A 21,270-nucleotide genomic window follows, 5' to 3' on the forward strand; every position below is an offset into this window, starting at 1 on the left:
ATGCACAGCCCCTATCTGAACGACGAGCAACGAGATTTCGCCTTGTATGTGCGGCAGATCCTGGTGGACCAACTCCTGCCGCTGGTACCGGCCGCCGAGGAGCGCGGGCACCTCTGCCCCCAAGCCTGGCAAACTCTCGCAGAACATGGTTTGCTCGGCCTGCCGCAGCAAGGCGAAGGTTTTATGCGAAGTGCCGTATTCCTCGAGGAACTTGGGGCGCTGGGTTATGCCGGCATTCGTGCTGCCGTGGGCGTCCAGGCCTACATGGCCAGTGCATACCTGGAACTGTTCGGCAACGATGAACAGCGCCAGCGATACCTGCCAGGGATTCGCCAAGGACGCATCATCACCGCCCTGGCGATCACCGAAGAGCAGGCCGGCAGCGATCTCAGCCAGTTGCGCTGCCAAGCCCTGTCAACGGCAAAGGGGTTCATCGTCGACGGAGCCAAACGCTACATCGCCAATGGTTCGCAGGCGTCACTGATCGTCACCCTGGTGCGCAGTGGTGAGGGCCGCCATGCCTTGGGCAGCAGCAGCCTGCTGTTGATCGACGGCACCAGCCCAGGGCTGAACAGACAAGCACTGCCGATGCTGGGCTGGCGCAGCGCCGATATTTGCGACCTGGATTTCCAGCAACTCAAGGTGCCCACGCGACAACTTCTGGGCAAAGCCGGCAAGGCCTTGATCTACCTCATGCAGGGCCTGGACTTCGAGCGCCTGGTTGCCGGACTGTTGGCACTGGGCGGCGCCAACCACAGTATCTCGCTGCTCGAACGCTTCGTGCGTCAGCATCAGCTGCAAGGTGCCCCCTTGAGCGACAAGCAGAGCGTCAGGCACCGGTTGGCAGACCTGATCGGCGAGCAACAGATGCTCCGACACTACGCCTATCAAATAGCATGGCAGTACAGCCAAGGCCAACTCGATACGCGCTCCGCGTGCATTCTCAAGTTGCGTGCCAGCGAACTCGCGCTAAACGCGGCTCAGGCGTGTGCGCAGTTGCACGGAGCACGGGGTTATCAGCTTGATTCAGAGGTGGCGCGCCTGTACCGCGATGCCATGGCCGGCACCATCGCCGCCGGCGCCAGCGAGTTGATGCGCGACATGATCTTCGACAGTACTCCAGCATACGGATCGAGCAGTTGTCACCAGGACTCACGCTCAACGAGCGGGCATGCAACCCTGCGATAAACAGGTCAAAACCGGGCTTGCCATCCGGGCCGCGCAATCAACCCCGTCCGGAGAGTTTTCAAAAGCAAGGCGCTCAGGATACCCGCGCAATTAGTCGCGCCTAGGCTATTGGCCAAGCCTTGCGGATCAGTGTCACAGGAGGGGTCGCCGCCCCTATCCCATCCTGATGCACCGGGCTTATTCAAACTGCTGGCGATTTTCCGGGGTGATCAGTTTGAATGGCACCCAGATCAGCGGTGAGTCCAGGGGCTCGCCCCGAGCCAGGCGCAATGCAACCTCCACCGCGCCATTAGCCTGGCCGATGGCGTCCTGGAACACGCTCACGGCCATCTTGCCGTCAGCCATCAGTTTCAAGCCATCAGGAGTGCCATCAATGCCACCGACCCAATAGTCTTTGGCATTTTTGCCGGCCTTTTCCAGACCCATGATCGCGCCAATGGCCATCTCATCGTTATTGGCAGCGATGATCGAAAAGTCTACGCCCGCCTTGACCCAATCGATGACAATGGCGGCCGCCTGGCTACGCTCCCAGTTACCGACCTTCTTCTGCACCACTTTCATGTTCGGGTATTTGGCGACGACCTTTTCCACGTCTTCGGTGCGCATCAACGAGGATTTGTTGCTTGGGTCCCCCACCAGGATCACCACATTGCCCTTGTAGTTGGCGCGGCGGGCCAACTCTTCCATTTGCAGTGTGCCCGACTCCAGCTCATCGGATCCGACGAATGCCGTCTGTGCCGGCCACTTATCGGGGGCCGGGTTGCGGTTTACGAACACCAGCGGGATTTTCGCCGCACTGGCCAAACGCAGCATTTCAGGGGCGCTCTTGGCATTGACCATCGCGACCACTATGGCGTCCACCTTGGAATTGACCAGATTACGAAACTGGCGCATCTGCAACTCGGCACTGTCATGACCATCCTCCATGAAGATATCGGTATCCAGAACGGCGGCGTGTTTCTGCACGCCATTGCGCAGGATGGTCTGGAAGTTGTCATCGTATTTGGCCATGGCCACGCCCAACAGCGGCGTAGCGGCCTGGGCCAAACCGGCAGTAAGGAAACTGATACCCAAGGCAAGCGTCAACCACTGTTTCATGTTCGGTCTCCCCGGCGTCATACGCTGAAATGATGGAGCAGTTCACGCTGCACCTTGGCCATGTCCGACAGGCCCTGGCTGCTGCTTGCCGTACGCTCGGCCCCCTCGGCGGCCTGTTGGGCGGAGTCGTTGATCTGGGTGACCATGCGGCTGGTTTCTTGCACCGTGGCGCTCTGTTCCTCGGTGGCGGCAGCGATCTGAATGTTCATGTCACGGATGGTGCCCACCGCCTCGCCCATCGCCACCAGCAACTCATCGGCGCCAGAGGCCAACGTTACGCAGTTGTTGGATTGCACCTGGCTTTCGTTCATCACTTGCACGGCGGAATGAATCTTGCCCTGCATCTGACCGATCATTTCCTGGATTTCGCTGGTCGAAGCCTGGGTGCGGCTGGCCAGTGAACGCACTTCGTCAGCCACCACCGCAAAGCCCCTGCCTTGCTCTCCGGCACGGGCCGCTTCAATGGCGGCGTTGAGCGCCAACAGGTTGGTCTGCTCGGCAATGGTGCGAATCGCATCGACGATACTGTCGATGTTCTGGCCATATTTCTGCAGTTCGTCGGTGACCGCCGAAGCCTTGTTCACCTGCTCGGCCTGCTGGCGAATGTTGATGATCGTCTCGGCCACTCGCTGCTGCACCTTGTGAGTCAGTTCGCTGGTGTCGTCCACCGCGCTACGTGTGTCCTGTGCCCGCCGGGCGACTTCTTCGACGGTACTCTCCATCTCGGTCATCGCCGAAGCGGCGGAATGCAGACGATCTTTCTGTTCATCCACTACCCGCGTGGTCTGCTCACTGACCACCGCGTTATCGCTCGCGGACTGGGCCAGGCTATCGGCGGAGCCAATCAGCTCACGGAAGGTGGTCTGCAAGGACTGAGTCAGTTCGTTGAGGTAACCGCCGAGTTCACCGAATTCATCTTTGCGGCTGACATCGAAGCGCACCCGCATGTCACCCCGGGTAAGCTGCTTCAACACCTCGCGAAAGGCTGCCAACGGTCGACGCAAGCTGAAGGCCACCCACGTACCGATCACCAAAGCAGCCAACACCGCCAGCACGCAGACGATCAACAGCAGGCTGAGGCTATTGCTGATGGTGGCGTCGGCATCACTCTTCGCCGCGCTGGCCACGTCAAGAGACTGGCTACCGAATTCGCCGATCTTATCCAGAGTGGCCTGCAGACGGGTTTCCGTCGCCTGGCGTTGTTCGAGAACATGGTCGGCCAGGGTGGCTTCCTGCTGAAAGGCACGGTACAGCCCATCACTGCCGGTCAGGTCGTTGAGCAAACGATTGACCATGACCGCGACGATGCGCCCTACCCGAGGGTCAACGTCCAAAAACGCCTGAACCCGCGAGTTAATAACCTCGTCTTGCAGGTTAAGCAGACGCTGCAACGACACGATATCCGGCTTGGCGGCGTGGGCGGCCAGACTGTCGTAGGATTTGTTGACTTCCAGCAACAGCTTCTCCGCTGCGGCCAGGTGTTCATCGGCACCGGCACTGCGCTCACGGGCGATATAATCGCGCAGATAGCTGGTCAGTTGGACTCCCTGGCTGCTGCTGTAACCTTGCAACTCGTGGGTCTGGGCAACTTGCGCCACATATTGGCGATGGGTCTCCATCAGGTTCTGTGCCTGTTCGACATAAGCCGAACTGAGTTGGCGTTGTTGAGCAAGGTTGTCGCGTAGCCGCGGGTGATCGCCGATGTAGGTCGGAATACTCTCGAGCAATTGAGTAAAGCGCACCAGGCTGTCGTTGAACGGCTGCCTGCCGTCGTTGATCTGCTTGGGGTCGTTGCTGATAAGAATCGCCAACAGTGCCTGATTGGCCCTGAGGATATGAACGTAAAGCTCGCTGGCCGCCCGGCTCAACGGCGCGGATTGGCCGGTGATGATAGTCAAGCGTTCGCTGATCGAATGGGTACTTTGATAGCTGATGCCTACCATGGTGAGCAACACCACCAACAACAGGGCGAATCCGCCAATCACTCGCTGAAGAATGGTCATGGCTATCCTCTTTATTTTTAGTACGGACTCAAGCACGAGTGGCGGAGAGCACGAATCTTGGCGGTTTCTTGGTGACCTGAAATCTTATCGGCGTGGCAATGGTCAACTTTAGGCTCCGCCTGTTGACGCTGAGTACGGCAACAGGAAGTACGGCGGCACCCTGCCAGGCTTAGAGAGTCGCAGCCTGGATATTACTGACCATGTGCTTGAGCCTAGGCCCAATATCATCCTCCAGCTTGTCCCGCGGCAAAATAAAGCTCGGGCCGCCACAGTTGAACGCCAGGATGCCGTACTCGCTATGTATCAGCGGCACGGCGACGGAGTTGACATCCTTTGTCCACTCACCCAGTGACAGGCAGTAGCCGTAATCGGCGTAATCCTTGAAGCATTGCTCCAGGCCACGGCGGATCGTCAGCCATTCGGCGCTGTTGCGTTCACGAATATGATCGAGGATGAAGTCACGTTCGCTGTCCGGCATGGCCGCCAGGCATGCCCTCCCCGCCGAGCTCAAATGCAGTGGAAGGTAACTACCGATTTGCCGGCGCATGGTCAGGTTGGCTTCGCCCTGCACCACGTCCAGGTAAACCATCTGCATCCGGTCACGAGCTGCCATTGCCACGGCGGCACCCGCATAATTGGCCAGGCTCTGCATCAAAGGATGAGCCACTGCCCGGATAGACAGGTTCGACAACATTCCATAGCCCAGCGCCAGGACGCCAATATCCAGCTGGAATTTCGTCGAGTGGGGAACCGGCTTCAGGCAGCCCAGCTTGCACAGGGTGTGGGTCAGCCGCGTCACAGTGGGTTTGGGCAGCCCTGTTCGAGCCGCCAGGTCCTGGTTGCCCAGCACATGCGCGCCCGGGCCAAAACAGCGTAGGACCTCAATGCCTCGGGCCAACGCGGTAATGAAATTACGATCCTTGCCCTCCTCCTCGACGAAATCGAGCGAGACGCCATGGCTGGCCTCGTTTGTGCGCTGACGATCAATTTGATCGACCGATTCCGAGGGCTTTTTCATGGACTAACGCCTTAAATAATATTGCGAAAATATATTCCGCAGTGCGGAAATAAGCAATGTCAGCACGAGGCCGTCAACTCTTCAATGCCCTGGCCGCTTAACTGCTCGATAACGCCGAGGCCCTTGAGTTCCGCGAGCTGCGCGGCGCTCAACCCCAAGCGCTGGCTCAAGACACTGTCCGTGTGCTCGCCGAGCATCGGCGCCGGGCGCAGGTATTCAACCGGTGTGCGGGAGAACTTCATGGGGCTGCCCACGGTAACGAAATCGGCCTTGCGCGGATGAGGGATGGTCACCAGCATATCGCGGGCCTTGACCTGTGGTTCGGCCAACGCCGTTGCAATGTCGTTGATTGCCCCGACGGGCACCCCCTTGGCGTGAATCCGGGTCACCCAGCCTTGTGCCGTGCCTTGCAGGAAGTGCTCGGAAAGCATGCCAACGATGGCCTGTCGGTTGTTTACGCGGCTTGAATTGCGGGTAAACCGAGGATCCTCGGGCAACTCCGGCAAGCCAATGGCGTTGCACAGGTCAACGAACTGGGTGTCATTACCGCAGGCGATGATGAAGTCGCCATCGCTGGCCTTGAAGACCTGGTACGGAACGATATTGGCGTGGGCATTGCCGTACCGGCCTGGCGGTTTGCCCGAGGCCAGGTAGTTCTGGCTTTGATTGCACAGCGTGGCGATCTGCACGTCCAGCAACGCCATGTCGATGTACTGGCCCAGCCCGGTTTGATGCCGGCTCAACAGGGCAGCCTGGATGGCGACAGTGGAGTAAAGCCCGGTCATCAGATCGGAAAAGGCCACGCCAACCTTTTGGGCCCCGCCACCCGGCAGGTCATCACGTTCGCCGGTGATACTCATCAGCCCACCCAGCCCCTGGATAATGAAGTCATAGCCCGGCTCGCTGGCCCGCGGCCCGGTCTGGCCAAAACCGGTGACCGAACAGTAGACAAGGCGCGGATTGATCTCGGACAAGGTCTGGTAATCAAGCCCGTATTTGGCCAGCGAGCCGGCCTTGTAGTTCTCGATCAACACATCGCAGTCAGTGACCAGCGCTCGAATCAATGCCTGCCCTTCAGCGGAAGACAGGTCGAGGGCCACTGAAAGCTTGCCGCGGTTGGTCGATTGATAATAGGACGACTCCTGGGTCGACTCCCCCGCTTCATCCGGCATCCAGGGCGGTCCCCAGCCTCTGGTGTCGTCGCCGACCCTCGGCCGTTCTATCTTGATGACCTCGGCGCCCAGATCAGCCAGGACCTGGCCGCACCAGGGGCCGGCCAGGACCCGGCTTAAATCTAGAACCCGATAACCCGTCAAAGCACCCATTTCACTCACCCTTTAATTATTTTTAATCGAGTATCAACCAACCGATGGCTCGGGAGTCCGCAAAGACAGACCAAGCCCGGCTCGTCGACGCAGCCAGAGCCCTGGGCGGTAACGCGGGTCCGCGGTGAGATCGGCCATCCGCTTGAGGATATGTAGCACTCGCTTGGCGCCCAGCTCATCACCCCAGGTCAAAGGGCCCAGTGGATAGCCCAGACCGCGACGAACACCCTCCTCCAGGTCGTCGACCGTGGTGATTTGCTGTTGAACAATTTCCCCCGCCAGGTTGACGATCATGGCCATGACCCGCTGTGCCACGAAGCCGACACTGTCTTGAATGACTGTCACCCCTACCCCGTCTCTGGCCAACAATGAGTGCCCGGCGGCCAGGACGCTGGGTGCCGTTGCGGTCGTTGGCATCAGCGTCCTGTGTCGTTTCAGGTCGACCAACAGGTCGATGCATAACGTGCGAGTGGGATCGGTATCGAACTGCAGCGAAGCCTGGGCCGCATCAATACCGTAAGGCGCGAGCAGGCAGAGCGCATGGGCTGACGGCCGAACCGCGAACTCAACCTCGGCGCCCAGCTGATTCAGCAGGCTCACCAACGCGACTCTGTCCTCTTCTGTTTCTGTCCCCAGCCAAATGGGCGGGATGGTCTGTACGGCGGGAACCTCTTGACGGGGCCGCGGCTGGGCAAGCTGGCCGTTTGCATAACGATAGAAGCCACGGCCGACTTTTCGTCCGACAAAGCCAGCCTCGAGCATCCGCTGCATCTGCGCCGAAGGACGATAGCGAGGATCCTCATAAAACTGGCCGTAGATCGACTCAATGACCGGGTGGGACACATCCAGGGCGGTCAGGTCGAACAGCTCGAACGGCCCCATTCGAAAGCCCATGCCCTCGCGCAGGATGCGATCGATATCAGCGGGCGCCGCGACACCCTCCTTCAGCATCTGCAACGCCTCGGTACCGTACGCACGACCGGCATGGTTGATGATGAAGCCAGGTGTGTCCTTGGCACGAATGCCGCGATGCCCCATCTGTGTGGCCAGTGCCTGCAACCTGTCGCCGATATGCGGGTCGGTTGCCAGGCCGTCGATGACCTCGACCACTTTCATCAAGGGGACCGGATTGAAGAAGTGGAAGCCAGCCACCCGCTCCGGATGCTGGCAGGCACTGGCAATACGGGTGACCGATAACGACGAGGTGTTGGTCGCGAGGATGCACTTTGCCGTCACGACCGTCTCCAGCTCTCTGAGCAGATTTTGCTTGGCGTCGAGCTTCTCGATAATGGCTTCAATCACCAGGTCGCAGTCGGCGAGTGCGACCAGTTCCGTCTCGACACGCAGCCGGCTCATTGCCGCAGTCGCATCCGCCTGACTGATCTTGCCCTTGCCGACCAACTGCTCAAAGGTTTCACCCAGTTGCACGCGTGCGGCAGCGGCCGCACCGGAGCGAGCATCGAAGAGCGCGACTTGCAGGCCGGCTTGCACGGCGATCTGGGCAATCCCCGCCCCCATCACGCCGGTGCCGACGACGGCCATTGATTGAAGGGTTTGCGTCATGCTCATGCTCCAACAAACTCAGCTTTGCGTTTTTCCAGGAACGCCGAGGCGCCTTCTTTTTGATCCCTGGACGCAAACAGCAATTGAAAGGCCTTGCGCTCCAGGGTCAGCGCGCTCTCCAGGGACAGGTCGGCGCCGGCCAACATGACTTCCTTGATTTGAGCCACCGCCAACGGTGGCAGCGCGGCGATCTGTGTCGCCAGTTCCATCGCCCGAGGAAGCGTTTGTTCGTCGCTCACCAGCTCGCTGATCAGGCCCATGGCCAAGGCCTCAGGTGCCTTCACCAGGCAACCGGTCAAGGCGATGCGCATGGCCTGGAATTTTCCAACGGCGCGAATCAAGCGCTGCGTACCACCCGCCCCGGGCATCAAGCCGAGTTTTACCTCTGGCTGGGCAAAACTGGCGGACTCACCGGCGACGATGATGTCGCAGTGCATGGCAAGCTCACATCCGCCGCCAAGCGCAAAGCCGTTCACCGCGGCGATCACAGGCTTGGGACAACGGCTGATGGCTTCCCACAAACGCTCCGTGTGGCGCAGATACATGTCGATCGGGCCCGCCGATGCAAACTCCCGAATATCCGCCCCGGCAACGAAACAGCTGGGGCTTCCGGTGAGGACAATGACGCGAACCTCGGTATCGCGCCCCAACTCGCTGAAGTGCAACGCCAACTGCTCGCGAACCGCCCCATTCAGCGCATTTTTTGACTCCGGCCGATGGATCCGCACAACGGCGACGCCGTTTTGTGTCCGTTCAACCTGGACGAGAGCGTCCTCTGGTGTGTTCATGCCTGCTCCTATTGAATTTATTTCGCAGTGCGGTATTTAATACTGATTGATAAAATAATAGGGCGAAAAACTCCATCGTGTAAACCTGGAACTGGAAAAACGGCCGCGTCGAAGCAACGAACAGCGTCCGTGCCGGAGCGTTTACATGATTGTAAAATACCGCTGTGCGGAATCTAATTTTATTATGTTGATTTTCTTCGCGCTTCAGCCTTAACCTTTTGAGCAACAGGTGAGCGACGCGAGCCGGGGCCAATGGTTGGCACTGCGGTTACGCGGGTCATTTCTGGACAAAACCACAATGGTTGGGCAAGCGGGCCCCAGAGCCCGAGGAGTGCATATGATCCGCGATGCGGAAACCCTTCAAATCCTGCTGGACTCGATCAGCGCTTTTGTCAGCGGGGAGTTGATTCCACGAGAAACCGAGGTTGAAGAAACGGATTCCATACCGGCCGATATCGTCGATCAGATGCGTGAGATGGGGCTTTTCGGCCTGACCATTCCTGAGGAGTACGGTGGCCTGGGAGTAACCATGGAGGAAGAAGTCTCCATTGCCTTCGAGCTGGGACGCACCTCTCCAGCATTTCGTTCCTACATCGGAACCAACAATGGGATTGGCTCGATTGGCATTCTGCTCGACGGTACCGACGAGCAGAAAAATGACTATCTGCCAAGGCTTGCCAGCGGTGAACTGCTTTCCTCCTTCTGTCTCACTGAGCCGGATGCAGGATCGGATGCCGCTTCGCTGAAGACCTTCGCGGTACGCGACGGCGATCATTACGTGATCCGTGGCACCAAGCGTTTTATCACCAATGCCCCGGAAGCCGGTATCTACACGGTGATGGCCAGGACCAGCGCGGAAATCAAAGGCGCCGGCGGTATCAGCGCCTTTATTGTCGAGCGGGAAACAGCGGGGCTGTCGTTGGGTAAACCCGATCACAAGATGGGCCAGAAAGGCGCCCATACCTGCGATGTGATCTTCGAAGATGTGCGGGTTCCAGCCAGCCAACTGATAGGTGGTGTAGAGGGCGTCGGCTTCAAGACCGCCATGAAGGTCTTGGATAAGGGGCGGCTTCATATTGCGGCTTTAAGCGTTGGCGCCGCGGAACGAATGCTCGCCGATGCGCTGCAATACGCCCTTGAGCGCAAACAGTTTGGTCAACCCATCGCTGAGTTCCAGTTGATTCAGGCGATGCTGGCCGACAGCAAGGCGGAGATTTACGCGGCGAAATGCATGGTGCTTGATGCCGCTCGCAAGCGTGACGAAGGCCTTAACGTCAGCACCGAGGCTTCCTGTTCGAAGATGTTTGCCACTGAAATGTGCGGCCGGGTCGCCGACCGCTGCGTGCAAATCCATGGCGGCGCGGGGTATGTCAGTGAGTACGCGATCGAGCGTTTCTACCGGGATGTACGCTTGTTCCGCATCTATGAAGGCACCACGCAAATCCAGCAGATCGTCATCGCCCGCAACATGATCCGCGAGGCATCTTCCTGACCCGAGCGAGTCAAGGATAGGCACCGAGCACACTCATTCGTTTAGCTCTCGCCTGGTCCAGGCCGCGAGAGTGCCTTTCAAATAACTACAATAGGTCACCCCGAATGGACAACACGGCATACCCGGCGCGTGCGGCAGCGCTTGAGCGTAGTAATACCTGGATCATCGTTTTCGTATTCTGTTTTCTCGGCCTGCTGATCGATGGCGCCGACCTGATGCTGCTGTCCTATAGCCTGACCAGTCTGAAAGCCGAGTTCGGCCTGACCAACGTCCAGGCCGGCAGCCTGGGTAGCGTGACACTGGCGGGCATGGCATTGGGCGGTATTTACGGCGGCTGGGCCTGTGACAAGTTCGGACGTGTGCGTACGGTGGTCTGGACCATCACCCTGTTCTCGCTGGGTACGGCGCTGCTGGGGCTCACCCACAGCTATGCGCAATTCGCCATTGCCCGATTTGTCGCCTCCCTTGGGCTGGGCGCGCTGTACGTCGCGTGTAATACGCTGATGGCCGAATACGTTCCCACACGTTATCGCACCACCGTGCTGGGAACGCTGCAAGCCGGTTGGTCGGTGGGCTACATCGTTGCGACCTTGTTGGCTGGATGGCTGTTACCTGACTATGGCTGGAGATGCCTGTTCTACGTGGCAATCGTTCCAGTGATCCTGGCGATCCTGATGCAGCGGCTGGTCCCTGAACCGGCGGCGTGGGTTGCGGCCAGGGCCAGTAAGTCGAGCCGCGATCATGGCGTATCCGGCCCCGGTAAACGTGTCCCGGCGCAAGGTGTCTTCAAGCAAATCCTTGCCGACGCCAAGGCGCGCAGGATGTTCACACTCTGGGCACTGACGGCGGGTTTCCTGCAATTTGGCTACTACGGCGTCAACAACTGGCTGCCCTCCTACCTCGAAACGGAAATGGGCCTGAACTTCAAAGCCATGACCGCTTACCTGGTCGGGACATACGCGGCCATGATTTTCGGTAAAGTCCTTGCCGGCGTGGCCTCCGACTGGTTGGGCCGGCGCTGCGTATTTTCATTCGGTGCACTGGGAACCGCGGTCTTCCTTCCGGTGATCGTTATCTATCACAGCCCCGATCAGATCCTCTGGATGCTGGTTGTCTTTGGCTTCCTGTATGGCATTCCCTACGGCGTCAACGCCACCTACATGACTGAGAGTTTTGAAGCGAAGTACCGTGGAAGCGCCGTAGGCGGTGCCTACAATATTGGCCGGATCGGCGCGGCCATCGCCCCGGCGGCGATCGGTTTCCTGGCGACTCAGGTATCCATCGGGATGGGCTTCCTGGTGATGGGCGCCGCGTATTTTATCTGCGGAGTGATTCCCGCCCTGCTTATCAAGGACAAGCTGTTCGATCCACAGAATGAGTGAGGGCCGGCGATCAGTCAGTCGCGTCCAGCCGGTGTTAATACCCAGAATAAAAAACATCAAGTCCGTTTTGTTCTATACCCGGCATTGACAGCGCTTTGATATCATTCTTTACTTCGGCATACATAACGCTATATCCATATAAGGAAATGAAAGCATGCGCAAGGACGCTGAAGCAATCGAGCTTGCTCACCCCCAAGAATTTTTCGAAAAGCGCCGTTAATTCGCATTCAACTCTTTGATTTTATTGTGCGCGCATCCTGATTTTGGTGCGCTCTAAACTGGGTCGAATCGAATACAGAGGGGCGCTTTATTGTGGAGAACTACACAGAAAAACATAACGTGTCCTCCCTGCCTTTCTGGGTGCTATCCGCAAGACAACTCTGTGACCTGGAGCTGCTGGCTAACGAGGCCTTTTCGCCACTGACGGGTTTCCTCGGCGTAGAAGATTATCTCAGCGTTGTTCACCACATGAGACTGAGCTCGGGTGCCCTTTGGCCAATGCCCATCACCTTGGACATCCCGCAAGCATTGGCTGATCAGCTAGCACCCGGTGGAGAGCTGGCGCTACGTGATCCGGAAGGCGTCACATTGGCCGTGCTGGCCATTGACTCAATCTATCAACCGGACCATCACATCGAGGCGCTGCAGGTTTTCGGCACCCAGGACCAGGGCCATCCCGGTGTGGCAGCCTTGTATCGTCAACATGCGTTTAATGTCGGCGGCGTCATTAAAAAAATTGAATCGGTGACGCATTACGATTTTGCTGATTTGCGCTTGTCCCCCAAGCAAGTCAAACATGAAATAGCTCGTCGTGGCTGGGAGGCAGTCGTTGCCTTTCAAACACGTAATCCGATGCATTGTGCCCATGTCGAATTGACCCTTCGCGCCATGAAACAGGCCAATGCGGCGTTGTTGCTACAGCCGGTGGTAGGGCTGACCAAACCGGATGACATCGATTATTACACCCGTGTCAGGTGTTACAAACATGCCTTGAAGTCTTATGCCGCCGATGCCGTCTTGCTGTCATTACTGCCGCTGGCCATGCGCATGGGCGGTCCCCGCGAAGCCGTTTGGCACGCCCTGATTCGCAAGAACTTCGGTGCGACGCATTTTATCGTTGGGCGTGATCACGCCGGCCCCGGCAACGACAAGCACGGCAACGCGTTTTACTCCCCTTATGCGGCCCAGGAGCTGGCGTTGGCCCATGCGCAAGAAATCGGCCTGAACATTCTTGCCTTTGAGGAAATGTTATATCTCAAAGAGGAGCGGCGTTATGTCGCTGCCTCAGAGGTGCCAGCGGGCGCCACCGTGCTGAGCTTGTCGGGAACCGCCGTGAGAGAAAAACTGGCCAGCGGCGCCGAAATTCCCGACTGGTTCAGTACCCCCGATATCGTCGCCGAACTGCGTCAGTCATATCGTCCGAAACAACAACAAGGTTTTGTGCTGTTCTTTACAGGACTGTCTGGCGCCGGCAAATCGACGATTGCCAATGGCGTTGCCGTGCGCTTGCGCGAAGACGGTAGACGAACCATCAGCTTGCTGGATGGCGATGTTGTCCGGCATAGCCTTTCCAGGGGACTCGGATTTTCAAAAGAGGACCGTGAGGCCAATATCGAGCGCATTGGTTTTGTGGCGACCGAAATCGCCCGAGCCGGTGGTGTTGCAATATGCGCGTGTATTTCCCCCTATGCGAGCACACGCCAGGTCTGTCGAGAGTTGGCCATGTCACACAAGACGGCCTTTTTCGAGATCTACATAGCTGCGGATTTGGACGTCTGTGAGAAGCGTGACCGAAAGGGGTTGTATGCCAAAGCGCGGGCCGGGAAGCTACCGGGAATGACCGGTATTGACGCGCCCTACGAAGCACCACTGTGTCCTGACTTACGTATTGATACCGCCTGCTTCAGTGCGGCCCAGGCAGTGGAGTTGATCATTTCCACCTTGGTCGAGCTAGGCTATGTCCCCGCCTCTCTCCTTCATGAATCCTGAACCGCAAAAGTGTTGTGTCAGTTCAATACCTTCCCCGTCTGTTGAGCTTGCCGTGTTCAAAGGAGAACCATGTGAACGTCACTCAAAAACCTGTGACCCAAGGTAACGCGCGTCCGCGGCCCGTATTGATGATCCCGTTGCGGCGCTGCGGCAGTCACGCATTGCGGCTACGGCTCAATCTTAATCCACAGTTCTATTCACCTTATCCACTGCACCTCGCTGACTTCATGCCGATTGTCCCCCTGTACGGTGATATTGCCGATGACAATGCTTATTTTCGCATGGTGGTCGATGTTGTCGGCCTGCAGGCAGCAAGCGTTGTCAAATGGCCGGGTAGCGCCTTCGATCCGGTCGATATTTTCGAGAGAGTCCGCCACGAGCCGCGCAGCGTGCATCGAATTGCCTGGGAGCTGCTGCTATGCGCCGCTGAACAGCATGAAGCCAGCGTGGTGATGGACAAATCTCTCGACGATGTGCACTACGCCCATGAGCTCATGGAGCTTTTCCCGCAGATGCTGCTGCTCAATGTTGTACGAGACCCGCGGGCTCAGGTCGCCTCGATGAATCGCGCGATCATTCATGACTTTGATACCTTGATCAATGCACAAACATGGGTGGCGGCGCATCGCGCGGCGCAATCCTTGATCGAGCGCTACCCAGAGCGCGTATTGACCATCCGCTATGAAGACTTTCTGCTGGATGAAGAAACTACGCTCAGGCAGATCTGCAATTTTTTCGACATTGAATTTCTCGATAAAATGCTCGATATCTCCGAGTCGCAGGAGGCCAGGCAGATTTCAAAAATGTCGGCGCTTTGGTCATCCAACTGCTTTTCGCCGATCACCACAAATATTGATAAATTCAAAGGGCAACTGAAAACCCGGGAGATCGAAATTATCGAGACCCTGGCGAAGGAGTTCATGTTGCGATATGGCTATGAACCCATGACCGAGGCCAATTTCGCCTTTGACACGCACATGTTGGTGGACGCCACCGAACGCTCGGGTGACGCCAAGAAATTTGCCTGGAAAGACTTGGAACAGGAGAATTTCCAAGACTACATTTTGCGCCAATACCGTGTGGACTACCTGACCTCGGTGCGCAGCCGGCTTGAACGAAGTCGATAACGCCAGGCGGATGGCGGAGTGGCCGAGCAAGTCGGCATAATCCGCCTATCCCACCTCAAGCAAGAGATCTTCATGGCCAATCACGACATCGCCTTCCTCCCCGATCCCGACGCGGACTCCATCTCCTCCGACGTTGCCGGTTTCGGCGGCCTGCTGGTCTCCACTCAGATCCCCACCCACGCCGACGGCAGCCTGGAGCTGGGCGACATCACCCTGCAGAGCGAATGCACCCTGCAGGCGCTCAAGGTGGCGCTGGAGCGCGCCGGCAGTTCCATGGACCGGGTTCTGCACCTGACCATCTACCTCACCGATATCGCCGACCGCCCTGCTTTCAACGAAGTCTACAAACGCTTCTTCGCCAAGCCCTGGCCAGTGCGCGCCGCCGTAGGCGTGGCCGCCCTGGCGGTTGAAGGCATGCGCGTGGAAGTCACCGCGATGGCCGCCAAGGGCTGAGTCCGCGGCCCTGGCTGGCGATCCCGCTCCGCGCGCGGTCGCCGATCGGCAGTATACGAGTGCCGGTCAGGCATTTCGCCGCTACAATGCACGCCTTGACCGTGAAGCCTGACTAAAAAACATGTCCCTACCCAAGCATCACCTGGAATTGCTCAGCCCCGCCCGCGACGTGGCCATTGCCCGCGAAGCCATCCTGCATGGTGCGGATGCGGTGTATATCGGTGGCCCAAGCTTCGGCGCGCGCCACAACGCCTGCAACGAGGTGAGCGATATCGCCGAATTGGTGGAGTTCGCCCGGCGTTACCATGCGCGGGTGTTCACCACCCTCAATACGATCCTGCACGACAACGAGCTGGAGCCGGCGCGCAAGCTGATCCATCAGCTCTACGATGCCGGCGTCGACGCGCTGATCGTCCAGGACCTGGGCGTGATGGAGCTGGATATCCCGCCGATCGAGCTGCATGCCAGCACCCAGACCGATATCCGTACCCTGGCGCGGGCGAAGTTCCTTGACCAGGCCGGCTTCTCGCAACTGGTACTGGCCCGTGAGCTGAACCTGCAAGAGATCCGCGCCATCGCCGATGAGACCGATGCGGCAATCGAGTTCTTTATCCACGGCGCGCTATGCGTGGCGTTCTCCGGCCAGTGCAATATCTCCCACGCGCAGAATGGCCGTAGCGCCAACCGTGGCGACTGTTCCCAGGCGTGCCGCCTGCCCTACACCCTGAAAGATGATCAGGGCCGTGTGGTTGCCTTTGAAAAACACCTGCTGTCGATGAAAGACAACAACCAGAGCGCCAATATTCGCGCCCTGGTGGAGGCCGGCGTACGCTCGTTCAAGATCGAGGGGCGCTACAAGGACATGGGCTATGTGAAGAACATCACGGCCTACTACCGCCAACGCCTGGACGATGTCCTCGAAGACCGCCCGGACCTGGCTCGTGCTTCCAGCGGCCGTACCGCGCACTTCTTCCTCCCCGATCCGGAAAAAACCTTCCATCGCGGCAGCACCGACTACTTTGTCAGCGACCGCAAGATCGATATTGGCGCCTTCGACACGCCAACCTTCACCGGCTTGCCGGTGGGTACGGTAGAGAAAGTCGGCAAGCGCGATATGCTGGTGCTGACCCATGAGCCGCTGTCCAATGGCGACGGGCTCAATGTGCAGGTCAAACGCGAGGTGGTGGGCTTCCGCGCCAATATCGCCGAGGCCAAGGGCGAGTTTGAGGTCGACGGCGAGAAACGCTACCGCTACCGCGTCGAGCCCAATGAAATGCCCGCAGGGTTGCACAGCCTGCGGCCGAACCACCCGCTGAACCGTAACCTGGACCACAACTGGCAACAGGCCCTGCTCAAGACCTCCGCTGAGCGCCGGATTGGTCTTTCCTGGGTCGCCCGTCTGCGCGAGGATTGCCTGGAACTGACCGCTAGCAGCGAAGAAGGCATCAGTGCCAGCGTCGCCCTGGACGGTCCGTTCGGCCTGGCCAACAAACCGGAACAGGCCCTGGAGCAACTGCAGGATCTGCTCGGTCAACTGGGCACCACTCAGTACCACGCCACGAGTGTCAAGCTGGATGCGCCGCAGGCGTATTTCATCCCTAATTCGCAGCTCAAGACCTTGCGCCGCGAAGTGATCGAAGCGCTGACCGTGGCTCGTATTGCCGCGCACCCACGCGGCGGCCGCAAGGCCGAGACCACGCCGCCGCCGGTGTACCCGGACTCGCACCTGTCGTTCCTGGCCAACGTCTACAACCAGAAGGCCCGCGACTTTTATCACCGCCATGGCGTCAAGCTGATCGATGCGGCCTTCGAGGCGCACGAGGAGACCGGCGAAGTGCCGGTGATGATCACCAAGCACTGCCTGCGCTTCTCCTTCAACCTCTGCCCCAAGCAGGCCAAGGGTGTGACTGGCGTGCGCACCAAGGTCGCGCCGATGCAATTGATCCATGGTGATGAAGTGCTGACGCTGAAGTTCGACTGCAAGCCTTGCGAGATGCACGTAGTCGGCAAGATCAAGGGCCATATCCTTGATCTGCCGCTACCGGGCAGCGGCGTGCAGCAAGTCGTCGGTCATATCAGTCCTGAAGATCTGCTCAAGACGATTCATCGTGCGCCGCACTGAGTGCATGAGTGCCTGACACCGGAACGGGGAGCAAAAGCGCCCCGTTTTCAGGCGCTTGAGTCATGCAGTACAACATCTGTTCGGGGGCGTTCCTGAATGCGTCCTCATGCGACTCTCTAGCCTACGTACCTCCAAGAAATGTCCGACTATCTCTCCCGGCAGGTTTAGTCGAGCATATGGACAGGATCGCTGTTGTTCACAGCACTCGGCCAGGACGGCTATGTTGATGATGGCTATAACCCCTTGGGGCCGCCGTCATGAGGATGTCTCCGGTCACTTGTCAATTGCAGGAGGCATGATGAAACTATCGCTTACCTTATACGACGCACTGACCGCTGCCACCATTCCGGCGAACAAGGCCAAGGCAGTTGTAGATGCCTGGGAGGCCGATGTGGAAAATCTCGCGTCAAAATCTGACGTGCTGCAAACCGAGACGCACCTGAACGCGTCCATCTCGCAGCTGGGGTCAGCCATCAGGGAGCAAGGCGTGGAACTGCGGGCTCTGATCAAGGAGCAAGGTGCCGATCTTCGCTCGTCCATTTCGGGATTGGAATCGCAGAACAAAATCCTGCGATGGCAGTTCGGCCTTATCTTCATCTGCGTCGCGGTACCGATCTTGAAAATGGGCCTTGAGCTGCTGGCCAGATCAGCCTGACTCTTCCTTGCCTTTATTGTTTCGGGTTTGTGCGCTTGTTGTGTGCAAACCCACGAACCTATACTCGGCATCCGTCATAGGGGGTTTTACATGGGCTGTCCCCAAGTCTGTTCCGGCGCCACCCTGCAATGCACCTTCGGTCTGGCGCCTGGTGTGCTCAACGTGCTGCCGCAGAACCGCACCCTGGTGTCCGGTATGCCCGCGGCCAACCTGATGGACCATATTCCGCTGGTCAACATCATGCCCTTCGGCATGTGCCAGAGCCTGGCCAACCCCATGGTGGTGGCTGCTACGGCGGCGGCACTCGGGGTGCTCGTGCCGATGCCCTGTATTCCCGTGACCGTTGCCCCGTGGATACCTGGCGGCGCACCGACCATGCTGCTGGGGCCGATGCCGGCGCTGGATGCCAACAGCACGTTGATGTGCAACTGGGCCGGGGTGATCAAGATCGTCTTCCCGGGCCAGGTGCAGATGCTGATTCCCTGATCAGGCATCGGGCGGCTGCCGCCATTTCAACCACCAGGCCTTCCAACGCGCCATGGGTTTTCCCGACTCATCCAGCGGACGCCCATCCGCGGCATAGGATTGCGCGCCGTCCAATGGCTGGCCCTTGTCATATTCAATGCGCGCCGCCAGTTGGCCATTGCCATGGAACCGCTGGTAAAGCCCCTGCAATTGTCCCTGCTGATAGTGTTCGCGAGACGCCAGCGTGCCGTCTTCGAAGTAACTGAGGACCTGCCCGTGCAGCAATCCTGCGCGGTACTGCGCTTCGCGGATCAAGGCGCCTTGCGGGTTATGGAACAGCGCCTGACCGTCGAGTTTGTTCTTGCGAAAATTCAGCCGCGCCGAAGGTTGGCCGTTGGGGTGATAAATGACCATCGGCCCCTCCAGCGTTCCCTGGCTATAACTGAGCACCGCCTGCGGGCGACCACTCTCGGTCACCCGCGCCGGGCCTTCCAACTGGCCGCCGATCAGGGTGGCGTTGAGCTGGCTGTCGCCGCTGACGACTTCCACCTTGGCTGGTTTGTCCATATGCCTTCCTCAATTGACCTTGACCAGGCCGCCCTTGATGGTCAGCATCGCGCCGCCGTCCACGGTCTGCTCGGCCCCCCCCTTGTTCATCAGGCTGACGCCGGCGTCGTTGGTCAGCGTGGTGCCAGCCTTGTTTTCCAATGACGTCCCGGCCTTGTTGCTCAAGGCTGTTCCGGCCTGGTTGCTCAGGGCCATACCGGCCTTGGCACTGAGATTGGCGTCGCTCTTGGCAGTGAAGTCGCCGGCACTTTGCAAGGTCAAAGTGCCGGTCACCTTGATGGTCAGGTTTCCGTCCACGGTCAGTTGGTAGTTACCGCTCACCGTGTGGCTGTAGTTGCCACTGGTGGTGTGGGTCTGGTCGCCACCGACCTTGAGCGTGCGATCACCCTTGACGTCGAGGGTGTCGCTGCCGGTCTGCAGGGTCACTGTACGTTTGCCCTTTTCCAGGGTGACGGTTTCATCGCCTTCCTTGACTGTACGTGTCCGGGCGTTCTGCACCGTGAGGGTTTCGTCATGGCCAACGGTGGCGGTGGTGTCGTTGAGTACATTGAACTTGAGATCCTTCTGTGCCTGGAGAAAGACTTCCTCGCCGTCTTTCTTGTCTTCGAAACGCAGTTCGTTGAAGCCCCCTCCGCCCTTGGAGGACTGGGTCTTGATCCCGGACTGGGTCTGGTTCGCCGGCAAGGCATACGGCAGCGTGTTTTCGCCGTTGTAGATACAGGCAGTGACCAGCGGTCGGTCCGGGTCGCCGTCGATAAAGGTCACCACCACTTCCTGGCCGATACGCGGAATAAACTGCATGCCGAAGCCCTTGCCGGTCCAGCCCTGGGCGACACGGACCCAGCACGAACTGTTCTCGTTCTTTTCGCCCTGTCGGTCCCAGGTGAACTGGATCTTTATCCGTCCATACTCGTCGGTCCAGATGTCCTCACCGTCCTTGCCCACCACCCTGGCGGTCTGGGTATGCATGGTCGGCTTCGGGGTCAGGCGCAGGGGGCGGTAGTTGACGCTCTTGGGAATCGCCTCGAAGCGATTGCGGTAGTGTTTGTGGCTGGCCTCATGGCTGACCGAGGTCAGCAGCCATTCGATGTTCACGGCCTTGTCGTCATGCCCAGTCAGGGTGAAGGTATAGCCGGGTTGCAACCAGCGGCAATCGCTTTCACCGATCAGCCGTTGCGCCTGGGTACGCAAGGCGTCCATACGCTGTTTACCCAGGGCATCGCCCCGCGCCTTGGCGGTGTAGCCACCGGGGTGCTCATAGACCGACAGCGGCCCCGACTCGGCTTCGGCCCGGCCATACAACGAAGTGGTGGGGGTGACGAACTGATAGTCGGTGGCACTGTAGACCCCGGACACCGCTTGTTGGCTGATTTGCGCCGAACGAATGCCCTGCAATTCCCGATTGCCGATCTGCTGGCCGAGATAGGCGATGCTGGCACCATTCGGGCAGGCGGCAAAGGCGCTGTTGCTGTCCGCCAGTATCAGGGTATGCCGTCCTTCGGCATGGCTGAAAAACCAGAAGATACCCTCCTCCTCCAGCAACCGGCAGACAAAGGCGAAATCGGTTTCGCCGTACTGGATGCAGTATTCGCGCGGTTCGTAGCTGCCGGAAAGCTTCAACTCGTAATCGCTGAAACCATGGGCCTTGAAGATACTGGTGACGATGTCGCTGGTGGGCAGGTTCTGGTACACCCGGTTGTTGCTGGCCAGGGTCAACCACCAAAGCCAGGGGCGCAATTGCAGACTATAACGCTCGGCGGTGGCATCGGCCGGTAACTGGCGAATCTGCGCACAAAGCCCATCCACGGCACGCTGTTGCGCGTCGTTATGCAGGGTCAGGGTCACATGGGTGGCCACGGCGCTGGCCATGGCTAATATCTCGGTGGTGTAGCCGGTGACGCTGAACTCGCTTAGCTGATTCAGGGACTCTTCACCGCTCAGGGTTTCGGGGAACAACGGTGCCATGACCGCACCGCTCAATGACAGCGTGGTGTTGGTATCAGTGGGACGGGGCATGGTTTTCCTTGAAGATCAT

At 58.9% G+C, this 21,270-nt stretch carries 17 protein-coding genes and 1 pseudogene; 9 read left to right on the forward strand and 9 right to left on the reverse strand.

Annotated features, from left to right (window positions below):
• Positions 1 to 1,188: an acyl-CoA dehydrogenase family protein gene (locus AC07VG_RS00170; RefSeq protein ID WP_495000820.1), complete on the forward strand. Its 1,188-nt coding sequence runs from the start codon at positions 1 to 3 to the stop codon at positions 1,186 to 1,188.
• A 177-nt stretch (positions 1,189 to 1,365) separates the two neighbouring features.
• Here AC07VG_RS00170 and AC07VG_RS00175 read toward each other — a convergent pair whose 3' ends face one another.
• From AC07VG_RS00175 to AC07VG_RS00205, 7 genes and pseudogenes are all read right to left on the reverse strand, one after another.
• Positions 1,366 to 2,286, reverse strand: coding sequence for a substrate-binding domain-containing protein (locus tag AC07VG_RS00175; RefSeq protein ID WP_495000821.1), 921 nt, complete (start codon positions 2,284 to 2,286; stop codon positions 1,366 to 1,368).
• 17 nt (positions 2,287 to 2,303) lie between these two features.
• Positions 2,304 to 3,017, reverse strand: a complete 714-nt coding sequence (locus AC07VG_RS00180) for a methyl-accepting chemotaxis protein (protein ID WP_495020454.1) — start codon at positions 3,015 to 3,017, stop codon at positions 2,304 to 2,306.
• Positions 3,018 to 3,161: 144 nt separating this feature from the next.
• Positions 3,162 to 4,289: pseudogene (locus AC07VG_RS00185) on the reverse strand (HAMP domain-containing protein); the annotation flags it as partial.
• A gap of 169 nt (positions 4,290 to 4,458) precedes the next feature.
• Positions 4,459 to 5,307: an IclR family transcriptional regulator gene (locus AC07VG_RS00190; protein ID WP_495000823.1), complete on the reverse strand. Its 849-nt coding sequence runs from the start codon at positions 5,305 to 5,307 to the stop codon at positions 4,459 to 4,461.
• A gap of 59 nt (positions 5,308 to 5,366) precedes the next feature.
• Positions 5,367 to 6,632 carry a CaiB/BaiF CoA transferase family protein gene (locus AC07VG_RS00195; RefSeq protein WP_495000824.1) on the reverse strand — a complete coding sequence of 422 codons (1,266 nt, stop codon included), beginning with the start codon at positions 6,630 to 6,632 and terminating at the stop codon, positions 5,367 to 5,369.
• Positions 6,633 to 6,665: 33 nt separating this feature from the next.
• Positions 6,666 to 8,195, reverse strand: a complete 1,530-nt coding sequence (locus AC07VG_RS00200) for a 3-hydroxyacyl-CoA dehydrogenase (protein WP_495000825.1) — start codon at positions 8,193 to 8,195, stop codon at positions 6,666 to 6,668.
• Positions 8,196 to 8,197: 2 nt separating this feature from the next.
• Entirely contained in the window at positions 8,198 to 8,983 is a 786-nt protein-coding gene (locus AC07VG_RS00205; RefSeq protein WP_495000826.1) for an enoyl-CoA hydratase, read from the reverse strand.
• Between the two features lie 337 nt (positions 8,984 to 9,320).
• Between AC07VG_RS00205 and AC07VG_RS00210 the strand changes: the two genes are divergently transcribed.
• The 8 genes from AC07VG_RS00210 to AC07VG_RS00245 all read left to right on the forward strand — a co-directional run bounded on the left by AC07VG_RS00210 (position 9,321) and on the right by AC07VG_RS00245 (position 18,689).
• A complete protein-coding gene (locus tag AC07VG_RS00210) occupies positions 9,321 to 10,475 on the forward strand; it encodes an acyl-CoA dehydrogenase family protein (protein WP_495020238.1) in 1,155 nt (384 codons plus the stop codon).
• A 104-nt stretch (positions 10,476 to 10,579) separates the two neighbouring features.
• A complete protein-coding gene (locus tag AC07VG_RS00215) occupies positions 10,580 to 11,857 on the forward strand; it encodes an MFS transporter (RefSeq protein WP_495000828.1) in 1,278 nt (425 codons plus the stop codon).
• 312 nt (positions 11,858 to 12,169) lie between these two features.
• Positions 12,170 to 13,846, forward strand: a complete 1,677-nt coding sequence (locus AC07VG_RS00220) for a bifunctional sulfate adenylyltransferase/adenylylsulfate kinase (protein ID WP_495000829.1) — start codon at positions 12,170 to 12,172, stop codon at positions 13,844 to 13,846.
• A 71-nt stretch (positions 13,847 to 13,917) separates the two neighbouring features.
• Positions 13,918 to 14,973 carry a sulfotransferase family protein gene (locus AC07VG_RS00225; protein WP_495000830.1) on the forward strand — a complete coding sequence of 352 codons (1,056 nt, stop codon included), beginning with the start codon at positions 13,918 to 13,920 and terminating at the stop codon, positions 14,971 to 14,973.
• A 72-nt stretch (positions 14,974 to 15,045) separates the two neighbouring features.
• Positions 15,046 to 15,426 (forward strand): RidA family protein, encoded by a 381-nt coding sequence (locus tag AC07VG_RS00230; protein ID WP_495000831.1) that lies wholly within the window; start codon positions 15,046 to 15,048, stop codon positions 15,424 to 15,426.
• Between the two features lie 121 nt (positions 15,427 to 15,547).
• Entirely contained in the window at positions 15,548 to 17,548 is a 2,001-nt protein-coding gene (locus tag AC07VG_RS00235; protein ID WP_495020239.1) for a peptidase U32 family protein, read from the forward strand.
• Positions 17,549 to 17,846: 298 nt separating this feature from the next.
• Positions 17,847 to 18,203, forward strand: a complete 357-nt coding sequence (locus tag AC07VG_RS00240) for a DUF1640 domain-containing protein (protein ID WP_495020240.1) — start codon at positions 17,847 to 17,849, stop codon at positions 18,201 to 18,203.
• A 90-nt stretch (positions 18,204 to 18,293) separates the two neighbouring features.
• Positions 18,294 to 18,689, forward strand: a complete 396-nt coding sequence (locus AC07VG_RS00245; protein ID WP_495000834.1) for a DUF4280 domain-containing protein — start codon at positions 18,294 to 18,296, stop codon at positions 18,687 to 18,689.
• Here the strand turns inward: AC07VG_RS00245 and AC07VG_RS00250 are convergent, their stop codons facing one another.
• Together AC07VG_RS00250 and AC07VG_RS00255 are read right to left on the reverse strand one after the other, a co-directional pair.
• Positions 18,690 to 19,235, reverse strand: coding sequence for a toxin-antitoxin system YwqK family antitoxin (locus AC07VG_RS00250; RefSeq protein WP_495000835.1), 546 nt, complete (start codon positions 19,233 to 19,235; stop codon positions 18,690 to 18,692).
• Positions 19,236 to 19,244: 9 nt separating this feature from the next.
• A complete protein-coding gene (locus AC07VG_RS00255) occupies positions 19,245 to 21,251 on the reverse strand; it encodes a type VI secretion system Vgr family protein (RefSeq protein WP_495000836.1) in 2,007 nt (668 codons plus the stop codon).
• Positions 21,252 to 21,270 lie beyond the last annotated feature (19 nt).

It is taken from the genome of Pseudomonas sp. GW821-FHT03C07 (assembly GCF_059420925.1).

Coding starts and splice junctions, on each gene's coding strand:
- AC07VG_RS00170 (WP_495000820.1), top strand. CDS start 1: ATGCACAGCCCCTATCTGAACGACGAGCAACGAGATTTCGCCTTGTAT.
- AC07VG_RS00175 (WP_495000821.1), bottom strand. CDS start 2,286: ATGAAACAGTGGTTGACGCTTGCCTTGGGTATCAGTTTCCTTACTGCC.
- AC07VG_RS00180 (WP_495020454.1), bottom strand. CDS start 3,017: ATGACCGAGATGGAGAGTACCGTCGAAGAAGTCGCCCGGCGGGCACAG.
- AC07VG_RS00190 (WP_495000823.1), bottom strand. CDS start 5,307: ATGAAAAAGCCCTCGGAATCGGTCGATCAAATTGATCGTCAGCGCACA.
- AC07VG_RS00195 (WP_495000824.1), bottom strand. CDS start 6,632: ATGGGTGCTTTGACGGGTTATCGGGTTCTAGATTTAAGCCGGGTCCTG.
- AC07VG_RS00200 (WP_495000825.1), bottom strand. CDS start 8,195: ATGACGCAAACCCTTCAATCAATGGCCGTCGTCGGCACCGGCGTGATG.
- AC07VG_RS00205 (WP_495000826.1), bottom strand. CDS start 8,983: ATGAACACACCAGAGGACGCTCTCGTCCAGGTTGAACGGACACAAAAC.
- AC07VG_RS00210 (WP_495020238.1), top strand. CDS start 9,321: ATGATCCGCGATGCGGAAACCCTTCAAATCCTGCTGGACTCGATCAGC.
- AC07VG_RS00215 (WP_495000828.1), top strand. CDS start 10,580: ATGGACAACACGGCATACCCGGCGCGTGCGGCAGCGCTTGAGCGTAGT.
- AC07VG_RS00230 (WP_495000831.1), top strand. CDS start 15,046: ATGGCCAATCACGACATCGCCTTCCTCCCCGATCCCGACGCGGACTCC.
- AC07VG_RS00235 (WP_495020239.1), top strand. CDS start 15,548: ATGTCCCTACCCAAGCATCACCTGGAATTGCTCAGCCCCGCCCGCGAC.
- AC07VG_RS00240 (WP_495020240.1), top strand. CDS start 17,847: ATGAAACTATCGCTTACCTTATACGACGCACTGACCGCTGCCACCATT.
- AC07VG_RS00245 (WP_495000834.1), top strand. CDS start 18,294: ATGGGCTGTCCCCAAGTCTGTTCCGGCGCCACCCTGCAATGCACCTTC.
- AC07VG_RS00250 (WP_495000835.1), bottom strand. CDS start 19,235: ATGGACAAACCAGCCAAGGTGGAAGTCGTCAGCGGCGACAGCCAGCTC.
- AC07VG_RS00255 (WP_495000836.1), bottom strand. CDS start 21,251: ATGCCCCGTCCCACTGATACCAACACCACGCTGTCATTGAGCGGTGCG.